Here is a 20,539-nt window from a genome sequence, read left to right on the forward strand (position 1 = left end):
GAGTACAGAAACCGAATAGTCGGGCAGTAAGTCATAGTAAATCTTGGTAGCGTGCTTGAGCATTTATCGAATACCAGCCTATAATCGAGACAATTTGAGATACGATTTACCGGAAGACTAATTCCGTTTTGTCGGATGTTCAAGACGCGCAATTGCGTAATAAATAAGCTAATATCGGTAAAAAAGGAGTCTCGCTATGTATCAAAGTCAGCTATTAGATGCCTATAAAAAGGCGCAAAACTACATACAAGACAAGCAAATTGCCCATGATTTAAACCTGCAACCGTCTAGAATCAGTGAAATGCGCAAAGGAACTCGCTATATCTCTGATTCAGAAGCAGTTTTTCTCGCAGAAAATGCAGGAATCCCTCCAGAGTTAGCTCTGTTGGGAATACACGCAGATCGCAATGATAATGTGACCATAAAAGCCATGTGGGAGCGCATTGCAAAAAAGTACAATAAGCAAGGATTGCAAAGATTATCAATGGGTTACGGAGGAATTGTTATGGGTTTAGGTGTGTTGCAACAACTCATTAATGAGTGCGCATTATTTCGCCTTATGGTAAATCAAATTAATTAGATTTCAGGCATTTAAGTGTAATTCTCTAGTGTAACATTCATTTACATTTCACCTTTTAACGAGGTGAAATCATATGAAGTACAACAAGATGCACAAAAATCTATTTTTCAGGGAAGTAATATGCGGTTTAACCGTCGAAGAGACGGCAAAACTGTGTTTTAAAACTGTGAGGCAGGTCAAATTGTGGGACGGTGGGAAAACGGACATACCACCCGAATGCAAAAGACTAATGCGCATGATTAAAGGCAGGGAACTGCACAACAAACCCGATTGGGAAGGGTTTCAAATGAGAGGTGACTATTTGATACTTCCCAATGGTCAACAGGTTACATCACAGAGACTTCTTACTGCTATCAGTGTGTTAGAAATCGAGTCCGAGATAGAAATCAAAACCACAACAAAGTTGATAAAATATGCACGAATGTTGTCTAGTGCGATTGTGTCAACAACAAGAAGGGGTGGGAAATAATAACAAGTTTCTATATATTAATAGATGCAGTTTAGTTGAAATCTGCATCTATTAAATACTGGCAAAGTAACATTATTATTCAAAATCCTTATTTACATAATCAATAGTTTCAATATATTGTTGTGAAATAGACGGGCTAATATTACCATGCTTTAATTGAAATTTTTCCACATATTCCCAATCTCCCAACTCAACAGATTTAACTAAAAGTAACAATTCTCCTAGTTCTCCTTGATGATACAATATGGCGTCGGTAATTTCTTCATCAAGATTTAAGTTAGATACAACATCTATAATATCCATATCAAGTATAGCGTCCACCATAGATATCATGCCTGTAATAAAGGCTTTGTCTGATATATTACGACCATAGAGTTTTTTTGCAAAATTTTTAAGCAGATACGCGCGGATTAGCGAGGTTTGAAATACAACATTAGGCTTGCTTATAGATGACCATGATATAAGTAAATGAGATGCAAACCTTTTAAGTCGAATACGACCAAGATAACTAACGGCTTGACCGATTGAACTTATTGTAGAACGAACAGTCACCTGACCGTTTACATAATTAAGTAGCCTTAATGTTAATGTTGTACTTTTTGATATTATTTTTTCGACAACATCAACAGAAAAACTATCTTTACTAACTTCTTTAAGTAATTCAATGTTTGCGATAAATACTTCGTCAATTTTGTTTTTTCTTATTAATTCAGGTTTTGAAAGAAAATATCCTTGGAAATAATCAAAACCAAAGGTTTTTGCCTCAATATATTCTGCATGTGTTTCTACTTTTTCGGCTAAAAGTTTCTTTTCCTGTAATTTTAATTCATCAACTAAATGTTTAACTTTTTTTAGTGGGTATGTTTGTATGTCGACTTTTATAATATCAGCCAACTCAATAAAAGCATTCCATCGTATATCTTTAATACAAAAGTCATCAAGTGCAATTGTGTAACCACTATTTCTTAAAACACTTAAGGAATTAAAAAGATTTTTATCTGGTTCACAAGTTTCAAGTATTTCAATGACATAATCTTGACGAGGGAAATCTAATGGTAGTTCATTTATTAGATCATCATAATCAAAATTAATAAAACCAAGTTTTTTATTCAGTAAAATGTTTTGGTAGGTTAAATGTTGTTCGACAAACATTTTCTGTGTTATGCCGCTGGTTGTACCATTTGGGAAAGCGTTGTTTGGGCCATCGCGGTACAGTAGCTCATAACCAATTATTTCCAAGTCACTATTGAATATGGGCTGTCTTGCAACATAACTATACATTTTTGCTTACATCTCACATTAGATTTACGCTAAATGAGATTTAACTCGAAGATTAATTATTACCAAGAATAAGCATTGAATATTATGAGGTTGCTCAAATCAAATGAAAACAATATGTGATGTTAATCTAGTAAAAATGTAATTAGGTAAATTCATATTGATTAATATGAGTGATAGTAGTCACTATACTTATGCTTTACAAAGTCAAGCCTGTCTACATTTTGTGCGTAACATCATGTTTTATAATAACAAAACAATAGAACATGCCATTTGATTCTGTGTTGTCTTCTAAACTAGTACAGAATAATTCTAGTAAAAAGATGCTGTTATAACTCTAGGGAATTAAGTTGAACGTACTTATGCTCGAAAAAATTAATGAAAGTAAAATTTTCCACAAAATACAAATCTGGGCTCATTCAGGCATGGCAGCACTTTCGTTTGCTTTTTTTCTCGCATACCTAAGCTCTTACTCAGCGTTAAGTGATAGTGTAGACATGTATTGGTCGACGATTACATTTGCTTTAAGTCTGGGGCTAAACTCGGTTTTCTTAGTTGTTAATGTGGTTTTTGGGTTTGATATTAAGCTATTAGCAAAGTTTAGGACCTTAAAGCTATATAACAACGTTACTTGGTTAGCTTATTTGTTTTTCTTAGTTTCGGTTACTTTGCTGATCTCAGTGTTTTCTGGGTTTGCTGCCTTTCTGTTCGTTATTTCTATTGCTTTTGGCTTTCGTTTATTTTTCTACTCAGTAAAAAAGGTAAAGGAACAAGGGTATGTTATCAATTATCAAGACGAGTTATAACAAAGCGTTTAACTCAGATTCACAACGCTTGGCAGTTGTGTTTAAGGTACAATTGCTTAGGTTTGGTGGCGTTGTTCACCACTTAACTCGGCATTATATTCACAGGAGATTTCATTGAATAAAAGTAAAGCCATGCATCACTGGCGATTTTTCCTTTCCTTGGAAAAGGACTTTATTAATCTTCAGAATTACATTGAAATTGATGAGAAAAACTTCAGCACGTTTTCACTTGAGTTAGCCAAACTGTTGCAAACTGCATGTGCGGAAATAGAGTCTGTATTGAGGTTATTGTGTAGACAATTGGATAGCGACAGCCCATTTGCAGACAGCGGTGACAAAATTGGTGAAATGAAAAAGTATAAGAAACTAATTAATCGCCAACTTAGCGATTTCTTTCAAGCTGAAGTTTCTTTACCTCACCTAGAACAATCTATTAAACCATGGGAAAACTGGTCTAATACCAATCCTCCCGATTGGTGGAATAGTTATATCTTAGTAAAGCACCATCGTCATTCAGAGTTTCATCAGGCTAATCTAGAAAATGTAATTTATGCGCTATCTGGTTTACTGCTTTGCAACTTGTACCTGTATCGTAAGGTTGTAGGGGAACCTTATGCTACACCTAATAAAATCCCCGAGTACTTTGATTGTGAATACACCGCTCGACGAATGGCTTGTAGAGCTGACTTTGAATTGCCAGGGTTCGAGGTAAAGTGAATATAACAAGGCATTTAAAACAGATTCCCAACGCTTGGCATTTACTGTCACCTTGTAGTTATGTGGAAAGTACCCCCGTAGTACATACTCGGGGGTTTGCTCCGTCCCTCCGCCTCCTCAGTCCTCGTCGTTGTGCGTCCCGTCGCCAAAACCCCAAAACAAAACCCATTAAAGAAAGATGAAAACCTCTTTCGACACTCAAGAGGTTTAACGCTGGTAAGACATCGAGAAAAGGCTTTAGGCTCTTGCACTTGTTGAAGCTCTTATTTCGGCTTGGCAGGGGGAAGGTGTTTTTTTTCTGACCTAACCAACGCAGAATACTAACCGCGCCAGTTGAGTGTCGTGGAAATGCTGGACTTTACCGAGTGGCTTGGTGTCACCGTTCGCAGGCTTGCTCACTGCATCCCCCTAAAGGGGGATAGTTGTCAGGTATGTCATTTCAAATGACATACCAAGATTAGAAAATAGACCCCAGTTTGATGTCTGCTTGTTCGGTGGTGTTTTGTGGTATGTCTTTCTCTTTGGGCTTGCAAAAGACATTCAACTGGACGGTCTCCTTAGTCAGCCGCAACAAACAATCGTCGAAATGTACGTAAGTGATGTCGTTCGCCCTTAAGAACGTATCATCAAACCTATACGTTCCTTCGGGCGTGTTTGCTTCCAATGTCACCATAAAACGAAACTCTTTACCGCTACGTTGCGTCACATGCCCCGTATAATAAAGGTTCTGAATCTCATACAATCCAAGCATTTGACGAATCAGTTCAAGCCTGTTTGACGCAAGAGAAACTGAATCACCGGCACGAGCGTTAGACGCACTGCTATTCCCACCATTAGATACATTGCCACCACTTTGAGCACCGCCTTTAGCCACCCCAGAGGACGAGCCAGAAACTTGAGACTCATTGACCGACGAGGACGGTTGCGCATCCTTCTCAGAAGCACCAAAAACCAAACCGGATAAACCATAAACAAAGTACCCCATGCACCCTATACCAATAACAAACGTCGCTAAGAACTTCGGGTTCTTATACAACACATTCACCGCACCGGACTCTTTGGCTGTCCCTGTCGCCGTAGACTTGTAAAGCAAGAACGCCTCAAGCGGGATTTTCACACTAAGAACATTTGGATCTTTTCCTTTTGGGATAACAGGCGTTGCCGTATTTTTAGGGTGTTTGTATATATACGGCTTACGACGCGCCCAGAACATACCGTCATTACCTTTGTGGAAAAAGCACTGTTCAGCACAGGCGCGGATTGCCGTATCAATCTGACCCCAATCAGGCGACAGTAGCTCAATGTCCCAGTTGTATTTGCGGTGACGCATGAATCCCTCGTTGAACGAAAACGGATAGATAATCCGTCCGTGTTCGTCGTATTCCGCTTGCCCTCGGTCGTCCACTTCCGACGCATCGAGTTGAGTCATATCAACGGGCAAGTATCGAGAGTGAAAGAACGCTTCATAGTCTTTGGGCAGGTTCGGCAGAAAATCCGAAAGAGGACGACCGGAAACTTTTTCCATACGAAAGCCGATGTTCTTTGAAAAGATGTCCTGGCATTCATCAATTACAATCAGTGCGCCTAATGGACACCACGAGAAAAAGTGTTGCCATAGGTCAATCCCGTTCTTGTCTCGACTGAATATCCGAACCAATCGAGCCGTAGAAGGAAAGGTGATATCCAAACGCCTTTCGATTTCCTCAAGTGGCTGCATCCCTTCAATGTTGGTCACGACCACACGCCCAGCTTTAAGGGCAGGGAGTATCACAAAGTGACAAACATAAGATGATTTGTAAGAGCCATTCGCCCCCGTTCTTATCGTAATCGCCATGTCATTACCTCAGCATTTTCATCACAAAGCCAGTCGATAGAAAGTTGAAGTAAACGCCAATCGCGTGAGGCACACCGAACGCATAAGCGTAGTACCTCAACTCGTCCGGTAAGGCATTAAACGCAGTGGCAACCACTGAGTTAAACCCGATTTCCTTGAGTAACAATTGCGCGGTGGTGTAATAGACTTGCATCGTCCAGATAAGCCAAGTCAGTTTGGCTTTGATGTACCAAACGTTAATATAAGCCATGAATTGTTGGAAATAGCTTGGGATGAACTCGAAGAACTCGACAACGGTCTGACCCACATCACCAAGCGCATTTAAAATGTCTAACAGAAATTGCATACAAACCTCCGTGTTAATTCGCTAAGAAACGAATGCCAAACAGCACCGCTAGGAAAAGCAGCACAGCAGCGATTAAGCCTGAATTGTCTAATAGAGCAGGGAATACACTAGAGCCGAACGAGTATTCACGTCCTTGAAGATGGAACTTCCAACGGTGTTCAACATATTGACCACCATTGAGTTGAGAGGAATCAAACGAAAACAGACCTTGCATAGCTTTCATTTGCTCGGAGTATTCTTTTTTTAGAGCTTCAATTTCGGATTGCATATCAGTTAAGGTGTCCTCGCCATAAAGACCCGTACCGGTAAAGTCAATTTTCCCCTCAGAGCCGCGAGTCGAAAGACCATCACCATTAAGAGCGCCAACTATGGAATCAATCCCTTCGCCAATACCTTGTAATTCGGTATTTAAACCCTCAAATCCGTCACCTAATGAAGTGGATAAACCGTCAACCGTTCCTGATAGCGTACCGATATCCGCAGACAATCCCGACACATCACCGGACAGAGAAGAAATAGCAGACATCACCTCCGTATTATCACCAGAGCCGCCCTCAATTCCGTCAACGGCAGTTTTAAGATCATTTAACTGATTAGATAAAGCTGTTATTGCTTGATTGTTTTCTTTGATTGAACGATTGGTAAGGCTTGTTTCAGAGCCTAAAGTATAAGAAACACCTTCATAAACAGAGGTTAATTGTCGGGACAAACTCCCCAAGGTTGATTGGACAGAATTGTTAAGCGTTGTGGCTTGCGAACTGATTTGGCTAACGATTTGAGGGAAATAATAGTTACTCATTCCATACAAACCATTAAGTTTATCGGAAGAGGCTTTAGACAATTCGCTAATACTGGTGACACTGGCAGCAAGATTGTTGAGTTCTTCGAGTTGAGCCGCGAAGCCATCTTTAACAATTAGCTCCGTAGAAAAAAGGTTATCAGCGTTAGAATCTTGAATTGCCTTTTTAATATTGGATTCGGTTTGATAAGCATATGTGCCAATAGCCGTGTAAAGATATTCTCTATCTTGGGTTTGCCTAACTAGAATTTTGTCTGCTTGTTGAGCAATGCGTTTAACACAATTTGCGTCCCCAAGCTGACAAAAACCGTCACTATTATCACCACCGCCATTATCACCACCTCCATTATCAACAATTTCACAATCACCGTTAGCATCACAAGAGCCGTCGGTATCGTCTGCACCGGTACAGGATTCTCCAGTGGTGAAAAATGCAGCCGTACAATAACCCAACGTTTCATTACACGTCCAAGTCGATGAGCTACTAAAATTATCTTCCGCTCGGCAACCGTTCGTACAGGTGGAATAAATCTGACTCGTGCCCAAAGGAAACTTTAAAACAGGCGTATCACCAATAGGACAATCAGCAGCACGAGAGAATGACGAGAAAAGGACAACCAATAAAAAGAGGATCATCAAACATGTATTAATCGCACTACGCATTGTCATTGCCTCAAACAAAAAACGCCCCCATCAGGAGGCGTTAATACCAGTATAAAAGCCGTATATAAACGCTCCACCATTCGCCAAGGCGAGAAATATAGTGGTGACGTTAGAAACAACCTCGAACATCGTCTTAACGCATAGCGCCAATAATGGCACGAAGTCCGAAACCGATAGCCGCCAAGCCGATAAGACCAACAACAACAATGCTATAGTTGCTTTGACCAGATGAAACAGCAGTGCTTAACGCCTCACTGACATCGACAGCGTGAGCCATACCAGAAGCCGCAACCGTTGATACAGCTACACCGATTTTTGCAGAGTGTTTTTTAAGAATGTTCATGTATTTCATAAGGATTACTCCATTAATTAACAATAATCAGCCTCGACCGAGACCCTTCACTATACGACCCAAGATGTGACCGCCCACGAGTGACAACAACAAGTAACCTGTCACGGAGGTGTACAACTGTGAGTCAATATTCAAGTTGCCATCCAAACCTGTTTGGAGTTCTTCAAGCTCAGTAGCAGAAAGCAGTGCGTAGTCACAACTAGAGTTAGAAGTGACAAGGTAACCGTTAAGAAGTGCTACGCACTGGCTCATACAATTACGCTCCGACCTTTTGATTCATTGACGTTTCAAAGTGTTTTTTGATTTCAGGGTCAACAGGAATCAACTTGGTGACAATAGAACCGGACAATGGGTCGTCCATGTTCAGACTGATTTCGACCTCATACTCACGACGAGGTACGAGTGCGCCAGTTCGTTCGAGTTCAAGTGCGTAATTAAGATCAATCGTCAGTGGTGTGTCGTATTTCGACACCTCACCAGATTCGCCAATGGTGCGACGTTTCATTTTGATTTTGTCGTTAGCAATATCGAGAGGACGAAGCGGACGCGAGATATTGAGTTGAGCAAATTCACCGCGAAATTCATTCCAGAAAATCGACACACCTAATACAAAGACCGAGTTCTTAGCCATAGTTAATTACTCCAAAGCGTTGATAAGTTTTTGATGCATTGAAGGATAGGGCAGATAAACGTCGTCCTTGACCAACGTTGAAACGACCTTTTGACTATCGCCTTGATACAAATCCAACAAGCTGTTTATTAAACGTCCGTATTGTCTCTTCGCCCAAAATGCCGAGGCTAAGACGTCACACGAAGCGCGCTTAATGCGTTTTGATTGTGTTTTCACAGGAGTGATATCTTCCGATATCAACGAGGCAGCATAGGCATTCAAGCCAACGAAGCCCCCAACGGGATTAAGCAAAATATCGATATCCCATTTCTTCAATTCGACTTCCGAGCGATACCAAGAGAAATTGTCCGCTTGGATATTCTGCTCAAGCTTTTTGTTATAGATGCGCCAGTAAACTAAGGACTGACGCGAGCCGATGTTACGTTCTTCACGGGTAAAGACCTTACGACCATCGACGATTTGATATTCATCGACAATTTTGATGATTGGCGCGAAACCGCGAGAGCGTTTAAAAGCCCCAAGGAGTGCCGCACGTTCAGCCGCTTCACAAGTGTGTAAATCGTCGTAACAGTCAAAAGCCAAATCGATGCGAGTTAGTTGTTTACAGCACAGAATATTACCGAGCCAGTGATGCAAGAAACGACAGGAACGCTGAGCAAATAAGTGTTTGCAGCCATGCGCAGGGATTTGAAAATGCACCGTGTCGCGGTTGCCACCGATACCGACTTGACCGCAGTAGTCATCACCATTGGCAGACGTTAAAACGAACGAATCTTGATAGAACTGGAAGCCGTAACCCCTTGGCGCACCATAATTGAACCCGAGCACGTATTGAATGAAGCGTCGAACGCATTCCAGTAAGTAGTCGGAATACACCTCGCGGAAATAATGGTTGTAAGCCTCGATATCACTGAACGATTGCGCCTTATGGGTAGAGAAAACAGGTTCAACCGGAAAATGGATACCCGAATAAGGCGACTCTTTTTTGCAGTGACGAAAATCGGCTAACTTGACCGTAAAACAGAGATAATCAATGGTCACTGGCGACTGTTCGTAGTCCTCAATGAAAGTGTATTCCTCAACGGTATGGCTGACGAACTCAGACACCACAGGATTATTTTTGGTACGGAACAGGTAATTTTTTGGCGTTTTGTGTACGTACGATTTGCGTTTGAACACGTCCACATCGTCCATACAAATTTGGTTAATCACACCAGAGCCACACTCAGGACAACAACACGTCATCACTGATTCGTAGTTAGTTCCGCAATCCATACACGCGCGTTTCATGGTTGAATCCCCATGATTTCTAGACGTTCATCGAGCGTGGTGTTCGTGATGTCGATTAACTTGTAATAGATACCGTTAGAATTGAGGTAAGAGATCAAACCGTTATACGAGCTGAAAAAATCCCAATCGCCAAACATGTACACAGATACAGAATGGTCTGGCATTAGGTCATAAAAGATTTTTTCAGCTGGCATAATCAACCACCTTGAACAGTTGAAGTTGAGGCGACCACAACAAGCGAAAGCTTCAAGGGCTAACGCCCGAAGTGGTCTGAATCCTGATTTACGTGGACTATAGACCACACAATTCAGGACTGTAAAGACCGCATTTTGTGGACTGTCGGTATACAATTAACAGGATTGGAGGAAAGCCTATGTACAGTAATCAACTGCTAGATGCGTATAAAACGGCAAAGAATTATGTGCAAGATAAGCAAATCGCGCATGATTTAGGTCTAAGCCGTCAAAAGATAAGCGCAATTAGAAACGGTCAGCGTTATCTAACTGAAAGTGAAGCACTTTTTTTAGCTGACGTTGTTGGAATTTCAGAAGAAGAAGTTTTGGTGTATTTGGCAGCAGACCGAGCGAAAAATTACCGCGCGCAACAAGCTTGGACGAACATTGCAAAAAAGTATAACGGGCTAGGTTTTACAGCAATATCAATGATTTGCGGTGCGATTGTCGCCCCATTAGAGCCCATTAGAGACTACGTATTATATGTATTATGTTAAATTTTGATGTATAGGATCTATATACTGTTTAACGTTACCCCACATGTTCGTTTTGTTTTACATAAACTTACTTAACATAAAATATATAATAATCAGTTAGTTAATCTATGATTAACCACTAATTATTAACCTATGCTTAACTGAAACTTAATCTAGTAAAGAAACCTAATGCACTAAATTTTCTTTACTAGATTATTTATTTGTTGATTAGCTGCCTGCAAGCTTTACTTTCATACCTTTCTTTTCAAGATAATCTTTAATCTTGTCTCGCATATCACCTTGGATTTCAATATCGCCAAATTTGACTGAACCACCACACCCACAGACTTTCTTTAACTCTGCCGCCAAAAGCTTAAGAGGTGCATCATCGAGATCTAATCCTTTAACGATGCTAACGCCTTTTCCTTTTCTACCTTTTGTCTCTCGGTGGATTCGGACAATACCGTCACCTTTAGGTCTTTCTACTTTCTCTGGTTCTTGCTTAATACGGCCTGTTTCGGTCGAATATACTAGAGTCATACTACTTTCTCTGTTGCGCTGCTGCTCTTTGTCTTGCGATTAAATGAGCTTCGATATGCTTTTGTAAAGCCAATTTAGAACCTTTAATCAAACGTCCGTTAAAGAAACAATACCAAGAATTTGGCTCTCCAGTATCATTCTTCAACGTAAATCCATTAAAGTTTTCTTCTTTAGAGCCTGTAACTTCTCGAGTTTTACCTACAGACTCAAACTCACTCGGGTCAATTAATGATGCCGTGTCACACCACCAGTCAATGCTTTTCTTAACTGCAGCTAAATTACCCGTTAGAACATGGTTCTTAATTCGAACCTGCCAAATATCTGCGGATTGTTTAGCCGTTTGTAATGTGAAACCTCGATAACTTGCATTAGCCATACTTTAATCTGCTCATATTAATGTATTAGCTAAATAATAATTGTATACGCATGGTTATCAAGTATATTATTTAGCAAATTGATAAGTTATAGTGCCTCAGGATGAAAAAAAAGCTAACTTACGTCACAGATCAAACTATTTTAAAACATAAAGTTACAGAGTTTAGTGAGCTGGTAAGTCTAGAGCAAATGAATGACTTAACACAACACTCTTACGCTCATAATTCTTTACTTGCGATTAAAAATGACTGGAATTTATTCGTAAGCTTTTGTCAACGCAAGAATGTTAATGCACTGCCTGCCTCAGTAACGGCTACTCGCCTATTTTTAGAATCAGAGTCAAAGAAACGTAAGTACAGTTCAATCAGACGCTACAGTGTCACAATAAGTTTGATTCATCGTTTATTATCTCTAAAAGACCCAACCAATAACCCTCAAGTTAGACAATCCTTAATGACTTTACGTCTGAATAAGAAAGGTGACGAAATCCAAGCACTAAGTTTCACAAGTGAACATCTATTGGAGCTATATGAGAAATACAATAAGAGCAAATCTGCAAAGATTATACGAGATTTGGCAATCTATCATGTGATGTTCGAATGCGCACTAAAACGTTCTGAACTAAAGAAACTCTCATTCAACCAAATAGAATCACTTGATGAACACTTGTTGCTGACTTTCGGTGACTCACGTTATCAACTCTCGTCTAACGCTGCATCTTGCTTAAACAAATGGTTGAAGATAGTCCCTAAAAATAGCGAATATGTCTTTAGATCACTTGATAAACATGGAAATGTTGCTGACAACATACTTAATGATTCGTCTATTTTTCGTGTGTTGCGCAATGCAGGCGTCTTGCTAGATAAACCTGAGCTAAAGTTTTCTGGTCAATCAGCTCGAGTTGGAGCGGTACAAGAGTTGTCACAACAAGGCTATAAGGTGAGGGAGATACAGGAATTTGGTAGATGGTTAAGCCCTGCTATGCCCTATCAATATATTGGTAATAGGGAAACAGCAGAGCGAGAGAAACTTAAGTTCTTTTCTTTTAAGCCTTGGGAGTAATTGAGTTTTTAACGCACTGCGCTAGAAAGTCTGAAAACTTATGCCCATTGTGTTCTAACATCTTTGGAAACATAGATATAGGGGTCATACCAGGAAACGTATTTACTTCATTCAAGAAAACATCACCTTCAGAAGTTAAAAAGAAATCAATTCTTGATAAGTGTCTTAGTTTCATGTGCTTAAATACTTTTATTGCACTCTGATGGATAACTTGTAACTGTTCATCCGTTAAATTAGTCGCTTCAACTTCGGTTGTAGAATGACTGTCTGCACTGTATTTTTCTTCATATGTATAGAAAGCATCTTCAGGAGCTATAATTTCTCCAGGTTTTGATACGTGCAGCTCTCCATCAATTTCATAAGCCGCTACCTCAAGTTCTCGAGGTTTAACTGCTTTTTCAACCAGTACTTGCTCCGAAAAACCAAACGCAGCATCTACAGCACCACAAACATCTTCAATTTTAGTGACCTTGTAACATCCAACGGATGATCCTTGGCGAGCAGCTTTAACAAAGATTTTGCCCCATTTAGTAAACGCAGTTTTTGCTTTTTCGTAGGAATCTTGGTTATTTTCAGTGAGGAACAGATAAGGAGTATTAGGGATACCTAATGCGTCATACCATAATTTAGAGGTAATTTTGTTAAAGCTATTGCTACTAGCTTCCGGAGCACAGCCTAGATATGGGATACCTGCTAACTCCAGCATTGATTGAATGTCACCGGTCTCACCTGGATACCCATGAATACAAGGAATAACAAAATCAACTTTCTTTACAACACCGTTGCCATTTAACGTAGCCGAATTGGTATCAAGATATACCAGCTCATTTTGTTCTGAGAACCAGCCGTCTTTTTTCATCTCTACACGAACTACTTCGAATTCAGGGGTTAATACTAATTGCTGCTGTAAGTAATTCGCAGAAACAAGAGAAACTGCGTGTTCTGATGAGCCGCCGCCGCATAAAAGAAGGATTGTTGTCTTTGTCATTGATATATCCGTGACATCTTTAGGTAAATTGCTCGTCTATCATAGTAAATTCATAGAGAACTTACACCGTTGATTAGCAATTGTTTGTCTAACTGCTTATATAACAGGCAAAAGGGGCAATAATGCCCCTTCTCTCAAAATCTCAAAGCTTAATTGAGTTTGTTAAGCGTAGGAAACTCTGAGTTCTTGATTGTATCAATGCTTTTTGCGAACGGTTTTAACGATTGGAAATCTGCTGGAAGTTCAGAAATCGCTTTTACCGCCTCTTGACGAGTCGCGTAATCACCATAAAGGATTGTGTACCATTTAGTACCGTTCACAACTTTATAGTTTTCCCAAATTGGTTGGCCATCTTTAGGTAGCATGCTAGCAAACTGGTCAACTTTACTCTGGCTTCCTACTGCTACAACCTGAATGGTGTAACCATAACGTGGATTCATTGCGACTTGTTTAGCTGTTGGAGGCGTGATTGACACCGTTGCTGGCTTTGGACTCATTTTAACCACTTTCTTTTCCATAGGTTGTGGTGCAGTTTGAATCGCTTGAGCCTCAATATTTTGTTCAGTAATACCAGAAGCCATACCTGAATCAGAGACAACCGGTTGTTGAACTGTTGCCACGTTATAATCTTCACGGTGACTTTCTGAGGTTACATCGGTGGTATATGTACCAGAAGAGCACGCAGCTAACATTGCTGACAAGCCTAAGATTGAGATTTTTTTCATGGGTTTATTAACGCTCTGATAGTAATTAACTAAATCATGCCGATAGAGGCGCCTATAATCAAGCATAGGTCGCTAATATATAACGATAACGTGTGATTTAGGACACAAAGTCGTGGTTGAAACGTGCAGTGATGATCACAGTGATACTAAATACGCAAACAGACTTACCATTAATTGGTTAGGATATATACACAGTCAATTTATGGCGTGATAATCATGAACAATTTAAGTCAGTTACTTAAACCTCAATCAGTCGCTGTAATTGGTGCATCTATTCGCCCTTTCCGCTCAGGCAATATTGTTATGAAGAATCTTCTTCAAGGCGGATTTGATGGCGCAATCATGCCAGTAACACCTTATTATCCTTCCGTGTGCGGCGTATTAGCATATAAGACCATAGCTTCACTCCCTTTAGTGCCCGACATTGCAATTCTTTGTACTCATGCCAGTAGAAACATATCGATAGTCAAACAATTAGCTGAACTAGGTGTAGCAAATGCCATCATTTTATCTTCTGATATGTACACGTTGGATGCTCAAGGCTTTGAAATACAAGCACAATGCAACGAGATAGCAAAACAACATGGTATGCGCATTTTAGGCCCGAACAGCCTAGGGCTCATTTTGCCTTGGGCTAATTTCAACGGATCTTTCTCGCCGGTTACAGCCACAAGAGGCAATATCGCATTTATTTCGCAGTCAGCGGCTGTATGTACCACTATCTTGGATTGGGCCAACGATAAACAAATTGGGTTCTCGGCGTTTGTGTCTTTAGGCAATGCAACAGATATAGATTTCGCAGATTTACTAGATTGCCTAAGTACCGATAAACATACCGATGCAATTTTGTTATATGTCGATACCATTAGTGATGCACGGCGCTTCATGTCTGCTGCTCGTGCTGCATCACGTAATAGGCGCATCCTAGTTCTTAAAGGTGGTCGAACTAAAGCCGGTAAAAAAGCCGCACAAATGCATACTGGTGGCGACGATACATTGGACATCATCTACGATTCAGCCATTCGACGCACAGGCATGTTACGTGTAAACAATACTCACGAGCTTTTTGCAGCTGTAGAAACGTTAACTCACTCAGTACCTTTGAGAGGTGAACGACTTGCCATTATTACTAATGGCGGTGGTCCAGCAATTATGGCGACAGATACCCTGCTTGATCACGGCGGCCGTCTGGCAGAGCTTGAGGACTCGGTTGTTGAAGCGCTAAACCGCTGTTTGCCACAGAGTTGGTCACATGGAAATCCTATTGATATCGTCGGCGATGCGGATCACAACCGATATATCAATGCGTTAAAAGCAGTATTGGACAGCGATAATGCTGATGCCATTTTGATCATGCACAGCCCTTCAGCTATTGCACAGTCAGAACAAACTGCACGAGCCATTATTGACCTTATTAAATCTCATCCACGAGCTAGGCGTTTTAACATCCTGACAAACTGGTCTGGAGAACTAACAGCAAGGCCAGCTAGACAACTATTTAATCAAGCAGGCATTCCAACTTACAGAACACCGGAAAGCGCTGTGGTTGCTTTCATGCATTTGGTTGAATATCGCCGAAATCAAAAACAATTAATGGAGACGCCAACAACCGCAGAAGCAGTTCATGTGTCAGAAATCAATGCTGCAAAAGTTTGGATCGATGAACACTTAGCCGAAAATGATCAACTGCATTTAGATACTCATCAAATAGGTAACTTTTTGAAGTGTTTTAACTTCAATTTATTACCGACTTGGATAGCGATGGATGCAAGTGAAGCTGTCCATATAGCAGAGACTATTGGCTATCCCGTAGCGGTCAAACTTAGATCGCCGGATATTGCGCACAAATCTGATGTACAAGGCGTAATGCTCAATCTCAGAAATTCGCATGAAGTATCGAGCGCCGCAGACGCTATTTTCGATCGTGCACAGTTGCACTATCCTTCCGCTAATATTCACGGTTTGCTTGTTCAAGGGATGGCAAAACTCGCTGGCGGCGAAGAACTACGAATTAAAGTAAAACACGACAACACGTTTGGTCCTGTGATTTTGTTAGGGCAAGGCGGATCTGAATGGAACGAAGCATCAGATGCAGCAGCAGCACTCCCGCCGCTCAACACTACACTAGCACGTTACCTAATAGTACGAGCCATTCGTAGTGGTAAAATTCGCCTGCAAAAACTACCGGTGCCAATTGATATTAATGGCTTGTCAGAATTTCTCGTCCGTATCTCTCAAATGGTTGTTGAATGCCCGCAAGTACACGAACTGGATATTCATCCAGTATTAGTCAATGGAAACCAATTTACTGTGCTTGATGCTGACTTAACTTTAAAGAAATTTAAAGGTGACGCTCAAAGCCGACTCGCTATACGCCCATACCCAACTGAATTAGTCGAGCAGTGCATAGCTAAAGACGGCGATAAAATCACTGTTCGTCCTATTCTCCCAGAAGATGAACCACATCATGCTGAATTCATTAAGAAAGTAAGTAAAGAGGACTTATACAAACGATTTTTTTCAGATGTGGGGGAATTTAATCATGAAGCATTGGCCAATTTAACCCAAATTGATTATGACCGAGAAATGGCCTTCGTGGCTGTAACCAATGATGGCAATAAGGAGGAAATCATTGGTGTTTCACGTGCATTAATCAACCCAGAGAACACAGATGCTGAATTTGCCATACTCATTCGAACCGATGTTAAAGGTAAAGGTTTAGGCAAAATTTTGATGAGTAGGATTATTGATTACTGTAAAGCCAAAGGTACTAAGCAAATGTCTGGAATGACGATGCCAACAAATCGCGGCATGCTGACTTTGGCACAGAAACTTGGATTTGAAGTAGATGTCCATTTTGAAGATGGAACCGCTGATATGGTTCTACCACTCAACCCTTAGTATTTGATGTAGGCACAATGATCATTATGATCATTATGATCATTGTGCCTAGTTTTGATCTAAACTAGCTTCCAGTTTTTCTTAAGATATTGAATACACCAAGATTTTGCTTCGCCTATCTTATTACGTCGCCATGCCATAATCAGCTCCATATCCCACTCTTGAGTTCCACTGATAATTTTGAGCTTGCCTTCTTTTATTAAAGGTTCAGCAACATGTTTTGGCAAAGAGCCAATACCCAGCCCTTCCACCAGCGCCTGACATTTTGCACTGAAATTGGTAACGGTGAGTCGAGGTTGTTTCTGAAGAATGTTCACACTCATTGCTGGTTGGTCACGAGCTGTATCGGCAATTGCAATCACTCGATATTTTTGTCGCGCCTCTTCGTTGAATTCACCACTTCTTTTATGAACATAGTGATTAGTCGCTGCAACCCACACCATGGACATAGTGCCTAATACCTCAGACTTCACATCCTGCGGCAAGGTGTCCACTTTTGGGCAAACCAATAGGTCGGAACGGTCTGTAGCTAATGATTCCCAACAGCCGGCTAAGATTTCTTCTTGTAGTCTAATCCGAGTTTTACTTACGTTGCCTAGCTCTTCCACCATAGGGAAAAAACATGCAACGGGAATTATGCCATCAAAGGCTACGGTAATGTCTAGCTCCCAACCATTTGCGAGCAAGGTGGCGTCATTGACTAACTTTTCTGTTGCAGAAAGGATTGCTCTACCACGTTCAAGAATGAGTTTGCCTGCTTCAGTGAAGTTGGCTTTATGACCGGAACGGTCAAAGATCATGATGTCTAAGTCTTGCTCTAACTTTTGAATCTGATAACTCAAAGAGCTAGGAGCTCTGTTCAATTCATTCGCTGCAGATGCAAAGCTGCCTCGTCTATCTATTGCGTCGAGAATATGCAGTGCTTCGAGTGTTATTGGGCTATGCAAGACAATATCCTTATTCCAAAAGTAAATCGCTTAACCAATCTGCTACTGAGCAGTTCTGTTATTGATTTGATATATGAGTGACTCATTGATACTAGCGATATTTTTTATGAATTTATACTTCAGAAGTTATTTTAAGCCGTTAGAAACAAATGAAGCCAGCATTTGCTGACTTCATATTAGAAATTTATTGCATTCAAAAAGTTAATAAAAGTGTAGTAAATGCGATAAATTATTTGTTTTCTGCCATCTCTTTTTTCACCATGACTAAAGCCGCGACGATAAAAGTGATGATAAGCGCTAATTCCATGACAACTCCAAGAAATTGAAAATGATTTGACCTAAATATTTTTACGGCGCAATTCTAACACTTCCATAAATTTATGATACTTATTAACACAAAAATTAACGAATTTAGCGAGCTCGATCAATTTAGGTACATATCAGTCACTATTTTAAAGTTTTCGTTAAGTTTTATTGCTCTTTATGCTGAGAAAAACTAATCCGAACTGACTATTTCATTATTACCTTACCGCCGATGATTTTGTAGGCTGGAGTACCTCTAATCATACATTCGCGTGCGAATTCGCTAGAACAGTTTGGGCATTTACACGGTTCTGTCACGTAGTTTTGTACAATTCGATCTTTAAAACATTTTACTAGTGAACCTTTGCCGCCTTTTTTGTACTTAAAAAGTTGCGCTCTACACTTGCTGCAAAATATATCGACACTTTGTTCTGGTTGTTTTTTGTTTGGTTTAGCCATGTGCTTACTAGTCGCTGTAACCCAACTCAAATTCAGGTTTTACCCAAACCTGACTAAAGTCAAACCAGCCTAACGCGTTGCATTTTGCGTTTTGCAACGAACCACATTGATCCTTACTTACGCCTAACCAACAGTGGAACATTGGTATCACCTGTCGTGACTCAACTAATGATTTACCTATTTCTTTACCCGGAAAATGAGTTAGCGGTTCGGCACGCCATTGGTCTATCAAATCAGACCATAAGCGAAAGTCATCAGGACGACTCAAATGTTCAATATCCGAATCATTAAGCAGCCAACCAGCTAACGCATCATCTCTATGGCTTGCAATCCCCATAGGCTTTATCCAAATATCGACTTCACTGGCATTTTCTACCGTAAGTTCATATTTAATAAAATCGACACCTATACCATCCTCTTTCAAAAGCTGCTCAATCGCCTTCGCAATCATAGGAAATGTGGGATGCTGTCCGTGATATGCCACTGTAAGGCGTTTCGGCTCACTTGGAGTGACACTGTGACTTATTTGCACCTGATGATACCAGCCTGGCTTTAGGCCGTGAGCCGGTAATACACCAAGTTCGACAATATTTTGCTCTGGCATCAGCTTAAATAAATTCATTGCACTGAGCTTGTGACACAGGTACTCAGCCCAAGTTTCATCTGCCGCTACACCATGACGACGGTTAAGCAGCAAGTAAGTGCAGCCGGGATCCAAATCAACATCTTCAGTAGACGATCCCCGTTTGTTTTTAACCGGATTAGAAAGACTCGGGAACACCATAGAGGAATGAGCTTCATCAATCACCCACACTTCCACTCTGTCTAACAACGATCTAAATCCAAAGTAGCTGTCGAAGGCTTGTAGAACCAACCGTTTTTCATCATTCAGGACAACCTTATATGGCCCAGTTCCGATCGGCATTAAATCAAACGTTTCACTACGTTCTGATTCTGGTAGTAACACTTTTGCGCAACATTCAGCCAATAACTGAGGCAATCTGGTATCTGGTTTTTGTAAGTGAATATCAACGATACAGTCTGCCGGCGATTCCACTTTTTCAATATGAGAGAACAAGTTAACAAAACGTAGATTCCACAAGCTTTCAACCACAGCCGCAGTAGTTAGCAAATTGCCATTATGGAAACGGACACCCGGTCGCAAATAAAAGCGCCAGTGTTGAGGATTAATCGATTGCCATGCATGGGCTAGATCAGGTTTAAGTTGCTCTTCTTCATCAAATCGCGTCAAACCGCTATAGATCTGGCGAGCGATGTGTTGTTCAGACCTACGCATTGGTTTTAGCGGGTTGAGCATTGAAAGCGGACGGTAATATGGAAGACGTACTACTTGAAGACCTTCTTGGTGCTGTACGCCTAAATAACTCTGGATAACTTGCGTTAATTTATTCGCATCATGGTCAAGAACAGAAAGCGCTTGCCCAATCTTACCCTCATCAAGATAACGTCTTGCAAGATTCTCACTAACATCAGCCCTACTACGTTTAAATAGGAGTTTAGATAGCTTTCCTCGCCCCGCTGCAGGATGCCATTCAATCCAGCCTTCCTCTTCCATTTTATTGAGAACGATTCGCGCGTTTCGACGTGTGCAAAAAAGAATGTCGACAACATCTTCAAGCTGGGCATCAGCATCTTGACCATTGAAGTGTTCGAACAAAGTTTCGAACTGGACTCTTAAGCGGGGGCTGCTCATAAAGAGGAAATCTCACATGATTCAAACTACCAGTGAGTTTCCCTATTTTTA

At 40.7% G+C, this 20,539-nt stretch carries 23 protein-coding genes; 7 read left to right on the forward strand and 16 right to left on the reverse strand.

Features of this window, described 5'->3' with window-relative positions; genetic code table 11:
• Window positions 1-196 precede the first annotated feature (196 nt).
• Together ACOSVQ_RS10700 and ACOSVQ_RS10705 are read left to right on the forward strand one after the other, a co-directional pair.
• Window positions 197-580 (forward strand): DUF3693 domain-containing protein, encoded by a 384-nt coding sequence (locus tag ACOSVQ_RS10700; RefSeq protein WP_491982555.1) that lies wholly within the window; start codon window positions 197-199, stop codon window positions 578-580.
• A gap of 73 nt (window positions 581-653) precedes the next feature.
• The gene (locus tag ACOSVQ_RS10705) at window positions 654-1,049 is read left to right on the forward strand and encodes a DUF3653 domain-containing protein (RefSeq protein ID WP_491982556.1); all 396 of its coding nucleotides are present in this window, start codon (window positions 654-656) and stop codon (window positions 1,047-1,049) included.
• A 75-nt stretch (window positions 1,050-1,124) separates the two neighbouring features.
• Here the strand turns inward: ACOSVQ_RS10705 and ACOSVQ_RS10710 are convergent, their stop codons facing one another.
• Window positions 1,125-2,330, reverse strand: a complete 1,206-nt coding sequence (locus ACOSVQ_RS10710) for an EAL and HDOD domain-containing protein (RefSeq protein WP_491982557.1) — start codon at window positions 2,328-2,330, stop codon at window positions 1,125-1,127.
• 359 nt (window positions 2,331-2,689) lie between these two features.
• Here ACOSVQ_RS10710 and ACOSVQ_RS10715 point away from each other — a divergent pair, with 359 nt between their 5' ends.
• Together ACOSVQ_RS10715 and ACOSVQ_RS10720 are read left to right on the forward strand one after the other, a co-directional pair.
• Window positions 2,690-3,133 carry a hypothetical protein gene (locus ACOSVQ_RS10715; RefSeq protein WP_491982558.1) on the forward strand — a complete coding sequence of 148 codons (444 nt, stop codon included), beginning with the start codon at window positions 2,690-2,692 and terminating at the stop codon, window positions 3,131-3,133.
• 114 nt (window positions 3,134-3,247) lie between these two features.
• Window positions 3,248-3,850 carry a hypothetical protein gene (locus ACOSVQ_RS10720; protein ID WP_491982559.1) on the forward strand — a complete coding sequence of 201 codons (603 nt, stop codon included), beginning with the start codon at window positions 3,248-3,250 and terminating at the stop codon, window positions 3,848-3,850.
• Window positions 3,851-4,307: 457 nt separating this feature from the next.
• On the opposite strand, the gene ACOSVQ_RS10725 is transcribed toward ACOSVQ_RS10720, so the two are convergent.
• From ACOSVQ_RS10725 to ACOSVQ_RS10760, 8 genes are all read right to left on the reverse strand, one after another.
• Entirely contained in the window at window positions 4,308-5,684 is a 1,377-nt protein-coding gene (locus tag ACOSVQ_RS10725) for a zonular occludens toxin domain-containing protein (protein WP_491982560.1), read from the reverse strand.
• 4 nt (window positions 5,685-5,688) lie between these two features.
• Window positions 5,689-6,030, reverse strand: coding sequence for a DUF2523 family protein (locus ACOSVQ_RS10730; protein WP_491982561.1), 342 nt, complete (start codon window positions 6,028-6,030; stop codon window positions 5,689-5,691).
• Between the two features lie 13 nt (window positions 6,031-6,043).
• Window positions 6,044-7,492, reverse strand: a complete 1,449-nt coding sequence (locus tag ACOSVQ_RS10735; protein WP_491982562.1) for a hypothetical protein — start codon at window positions 7,490-7,492, stop codon at window positions 6,044-6,046.
• Window positions 7,493-7,625: 133 nt separating this feature from the next.
• Complete coding sequence (locus ACOSVQ_RS10740) at window positions 7,626-7,844, reverse strand: hypothetical protein (protein ID WP_491982563.1); 219 nt, start codon at window positions 7,842-7,844, stop codon at window positions 7,626-7,628.
• Between the two features lie 27 nt (window positions 7,845-7,871).
• Complete coding sequence (locus tag ACOSVQ_RS10745; protein WP_102943178.1) at window positions 7,872-8,096, reverse strand: hypothetical protein; 225 nt, start codon at window positions 8,094-8,096, stop codon at window positions 7,872-7,874.
• Window positions 8,097-8,100: 4 nt separating this feature from the next.
• The gene (locus ACOSVQ_RS10750) at window positions 8,101-8,475 is read right to left on the reverse strand and encodes a DUF1293 family protein (RefSeq protein WP_102943179.1); all 375 of its coding nucleotides are present in this window, start codon (window positions 8,473-8,475) and stop codon (window positions 8,101-8,103) included.
• Window positions 8,476-8,481: 6 nt separating this feature from the next.
• A complete protein-coding gene (locus ACOSVQ_RS10755) occupies window positions 8,482-9,765 on the reverse strand; it encodes a replication initiation factor domain-containing protein (RefSeq protein WP_491982564.1) in 1,284 nt (427 codons plus the stop codon).
• A complete protein-coding gene (locus ACOSVQ_RS10760) occupies window positions 9,762-9,959 on the reverse strand; it encodes a hypothetical protein (RefSeq protein WP_112404878.1) in 198 nt (65 codons plus the stop codon). The genes ACOSVQ_RS10755 and ACOSVQ_RS10760 overlap by 4 nt, the downstream gene beginning before the upstream one ends.
• Before the next feature lie 179 nt (window positions 9,960-10,138).
• Between ACOSVQ_RS10760 and ACOSVQ_RS10765 the strand changes: the two genes are divergently transcribed.
• On the forward strand, window positions 10,139-10,495 hold the full coding sequence (locus ACOSVQ_RS10765; protein WP_491982565.1) for a DUF3693 domain-containing protein: 357 nt from the start codon (window positions 10,139-10,141) through the stop codon (window positions 10,493-10,495).
• A 207-nt stretch (window positions 10,496-10,702) separates the two neighbouring features.
• On the opposite strand, the gene yciH is transcribed toward ACOSVQ_RS10765, so the two are convergent.
• Together yciH and ACOSVQ_RS10775 are read right to left on the reverse strand one after the other, a co-directional pair.
• A complete protein-coding gene (yciH, locus tag ACOSVQ_RS10770) occupies window positions 10,703-11,014 on the reverse strand; it encodes a stress response translation initiation inhibitor YciH (RefSeq protein ID WP_491982566.1) in 312 nt (103 codons plus the stop codon).
• 1 nt (window position 11,015) lies between these two features.
• Window positions 11,016-11,390: a DUF3319 domain-containing protein gene (locus ACOSVQ_RS10775; protein WP_491982567.1), complete on the reverse strand. Its 375-nt coding sequence runs from the start codon at window positions 11,388-11,390 to the stop codon at window positions 11,016-11,018.
• A 101-nt stretch (window positions 11,391-11,491) separates the two neighbouring features.
• Between ACOSVQ_RS10775 and ACOSVQ_RS10780 the strand changes: the two genes are divergently transcribed.
• Complete coding sequence (locus tag ACOSVQ_RS10780) at window positions 11,492-12,451, forward strand: tyrosine-type recombinase/integrase (RefSeq protein ID WP_491982568.1); 960 nt, start codon at window positions 11,492-11,494, stop codon at window positions 12,449-12,451.
• Here the strand turns inward: ACOSVQ_RS10780 and ACOSVQ_RS10785 are convergent.
• A complete protein-coding gene (locus ACOSVQ_RS10785; protein WP_491982569.1) occupies window positions 12,435-13,439 on the reverse strand; it encodes a D-alanine--D-alanine ligase in 1,005 nt (334 codons plus the stop codon). The two genes, ACOSVQ_RS10780 and ACOSVQ_RS10785, sit on opposite strands and share 17 nt — an antisense overlap.
• 149 nt (window positions 13,440-13,588) lie before the next feature.
• Window positions 13,589-14,164, reverse strand: coding sequence for an SPOR domain-containing protein (locus tag ACOSVQ_RS10790; protein ID WP_491982570.1), 576 nt, complete (start codon window positions 14,162-14,164; stop codon window positions 13,589-13,591).
• 216 nt (window positions 14,165-14,380) lie between these two features.
• On the opposite strand from ACOSVQ_RS10790, the gene ACOSVQ_RS10795 reads away from it, so the two are divergent.
• On the forward strand, window positions 14,381-17,065 hold the full coding sequence (locus ACOSVQ_RS10795) for a bifunctional acetate--CoA ligase family protein/GNAT family N-acetyltransferase (RefSeq protein WP_491982571.1): 2,685 nt from the start codon (window positions 14,381-14,383) through the stop codon (window positions 17,063-17,065).
• Window positions 17,066-17,124: 59 nt separating this feature from the next.
• On the opposite strand, the gene ACOSVQ_RS10800 is transcribed toward ACOSVQ_RS10795, so the two are convergent.
• The 3 genes from ACOSVQ_RS10800 to ACOSVQ_RS10810 all read right to left on the reverse strand — a co-directional run bounded on the left by ACOSVQ_RS10800 (window position 17,125) and on the right by ACOSVQ_RS10810 (window position 20,488).
• The gene (locus ACOSVQ_RS10800; protein ID WP_491982572.1) at window positions 17,125-18,012 is read right to left on the reverse strand and encodes a LysR family transcriptional regulator; all 888 of its coding nucleotides are present in this window, start codon (window positions 18,010-18,012) and stop codon (window positions 17,125-17,127) included.
• Between the two features lie 510 nt (window positions 18,013-18,522).
• Window positions 18,523-18,774: a hypothetical protein gene (locus ACOSVQ_RS10805; RefSeq protein ID WP_491982573.1), complete on the reverse strand. Its 252-nt coding sequence runs from the start codon at window positions 18,772-18,774 to the stop codon at window positions 18,523-18,525.
• A gap of 7 nt (window positions 18,775-18,781) precedes the next feature.
• The gene (locus ACOSVQ_RS10810) at window positions 18,782-20,488 is read right to left on the reverse strand and encodes an SgrR family transcriptional regulator (protein WP_491982574.1); all 1,707 of its coding nucleotides are present in this window, start codon (window positions 20,486-20,488) and stop codon (window positions 18,782-18,784) included.
• Between the last annotated feature and the right edge of the window lie 51 nt (window positions 20,489-20,539).

The sequence above is a fragment of the Vibrio sp. HM8-C genome, assembly GCF_058630515.1.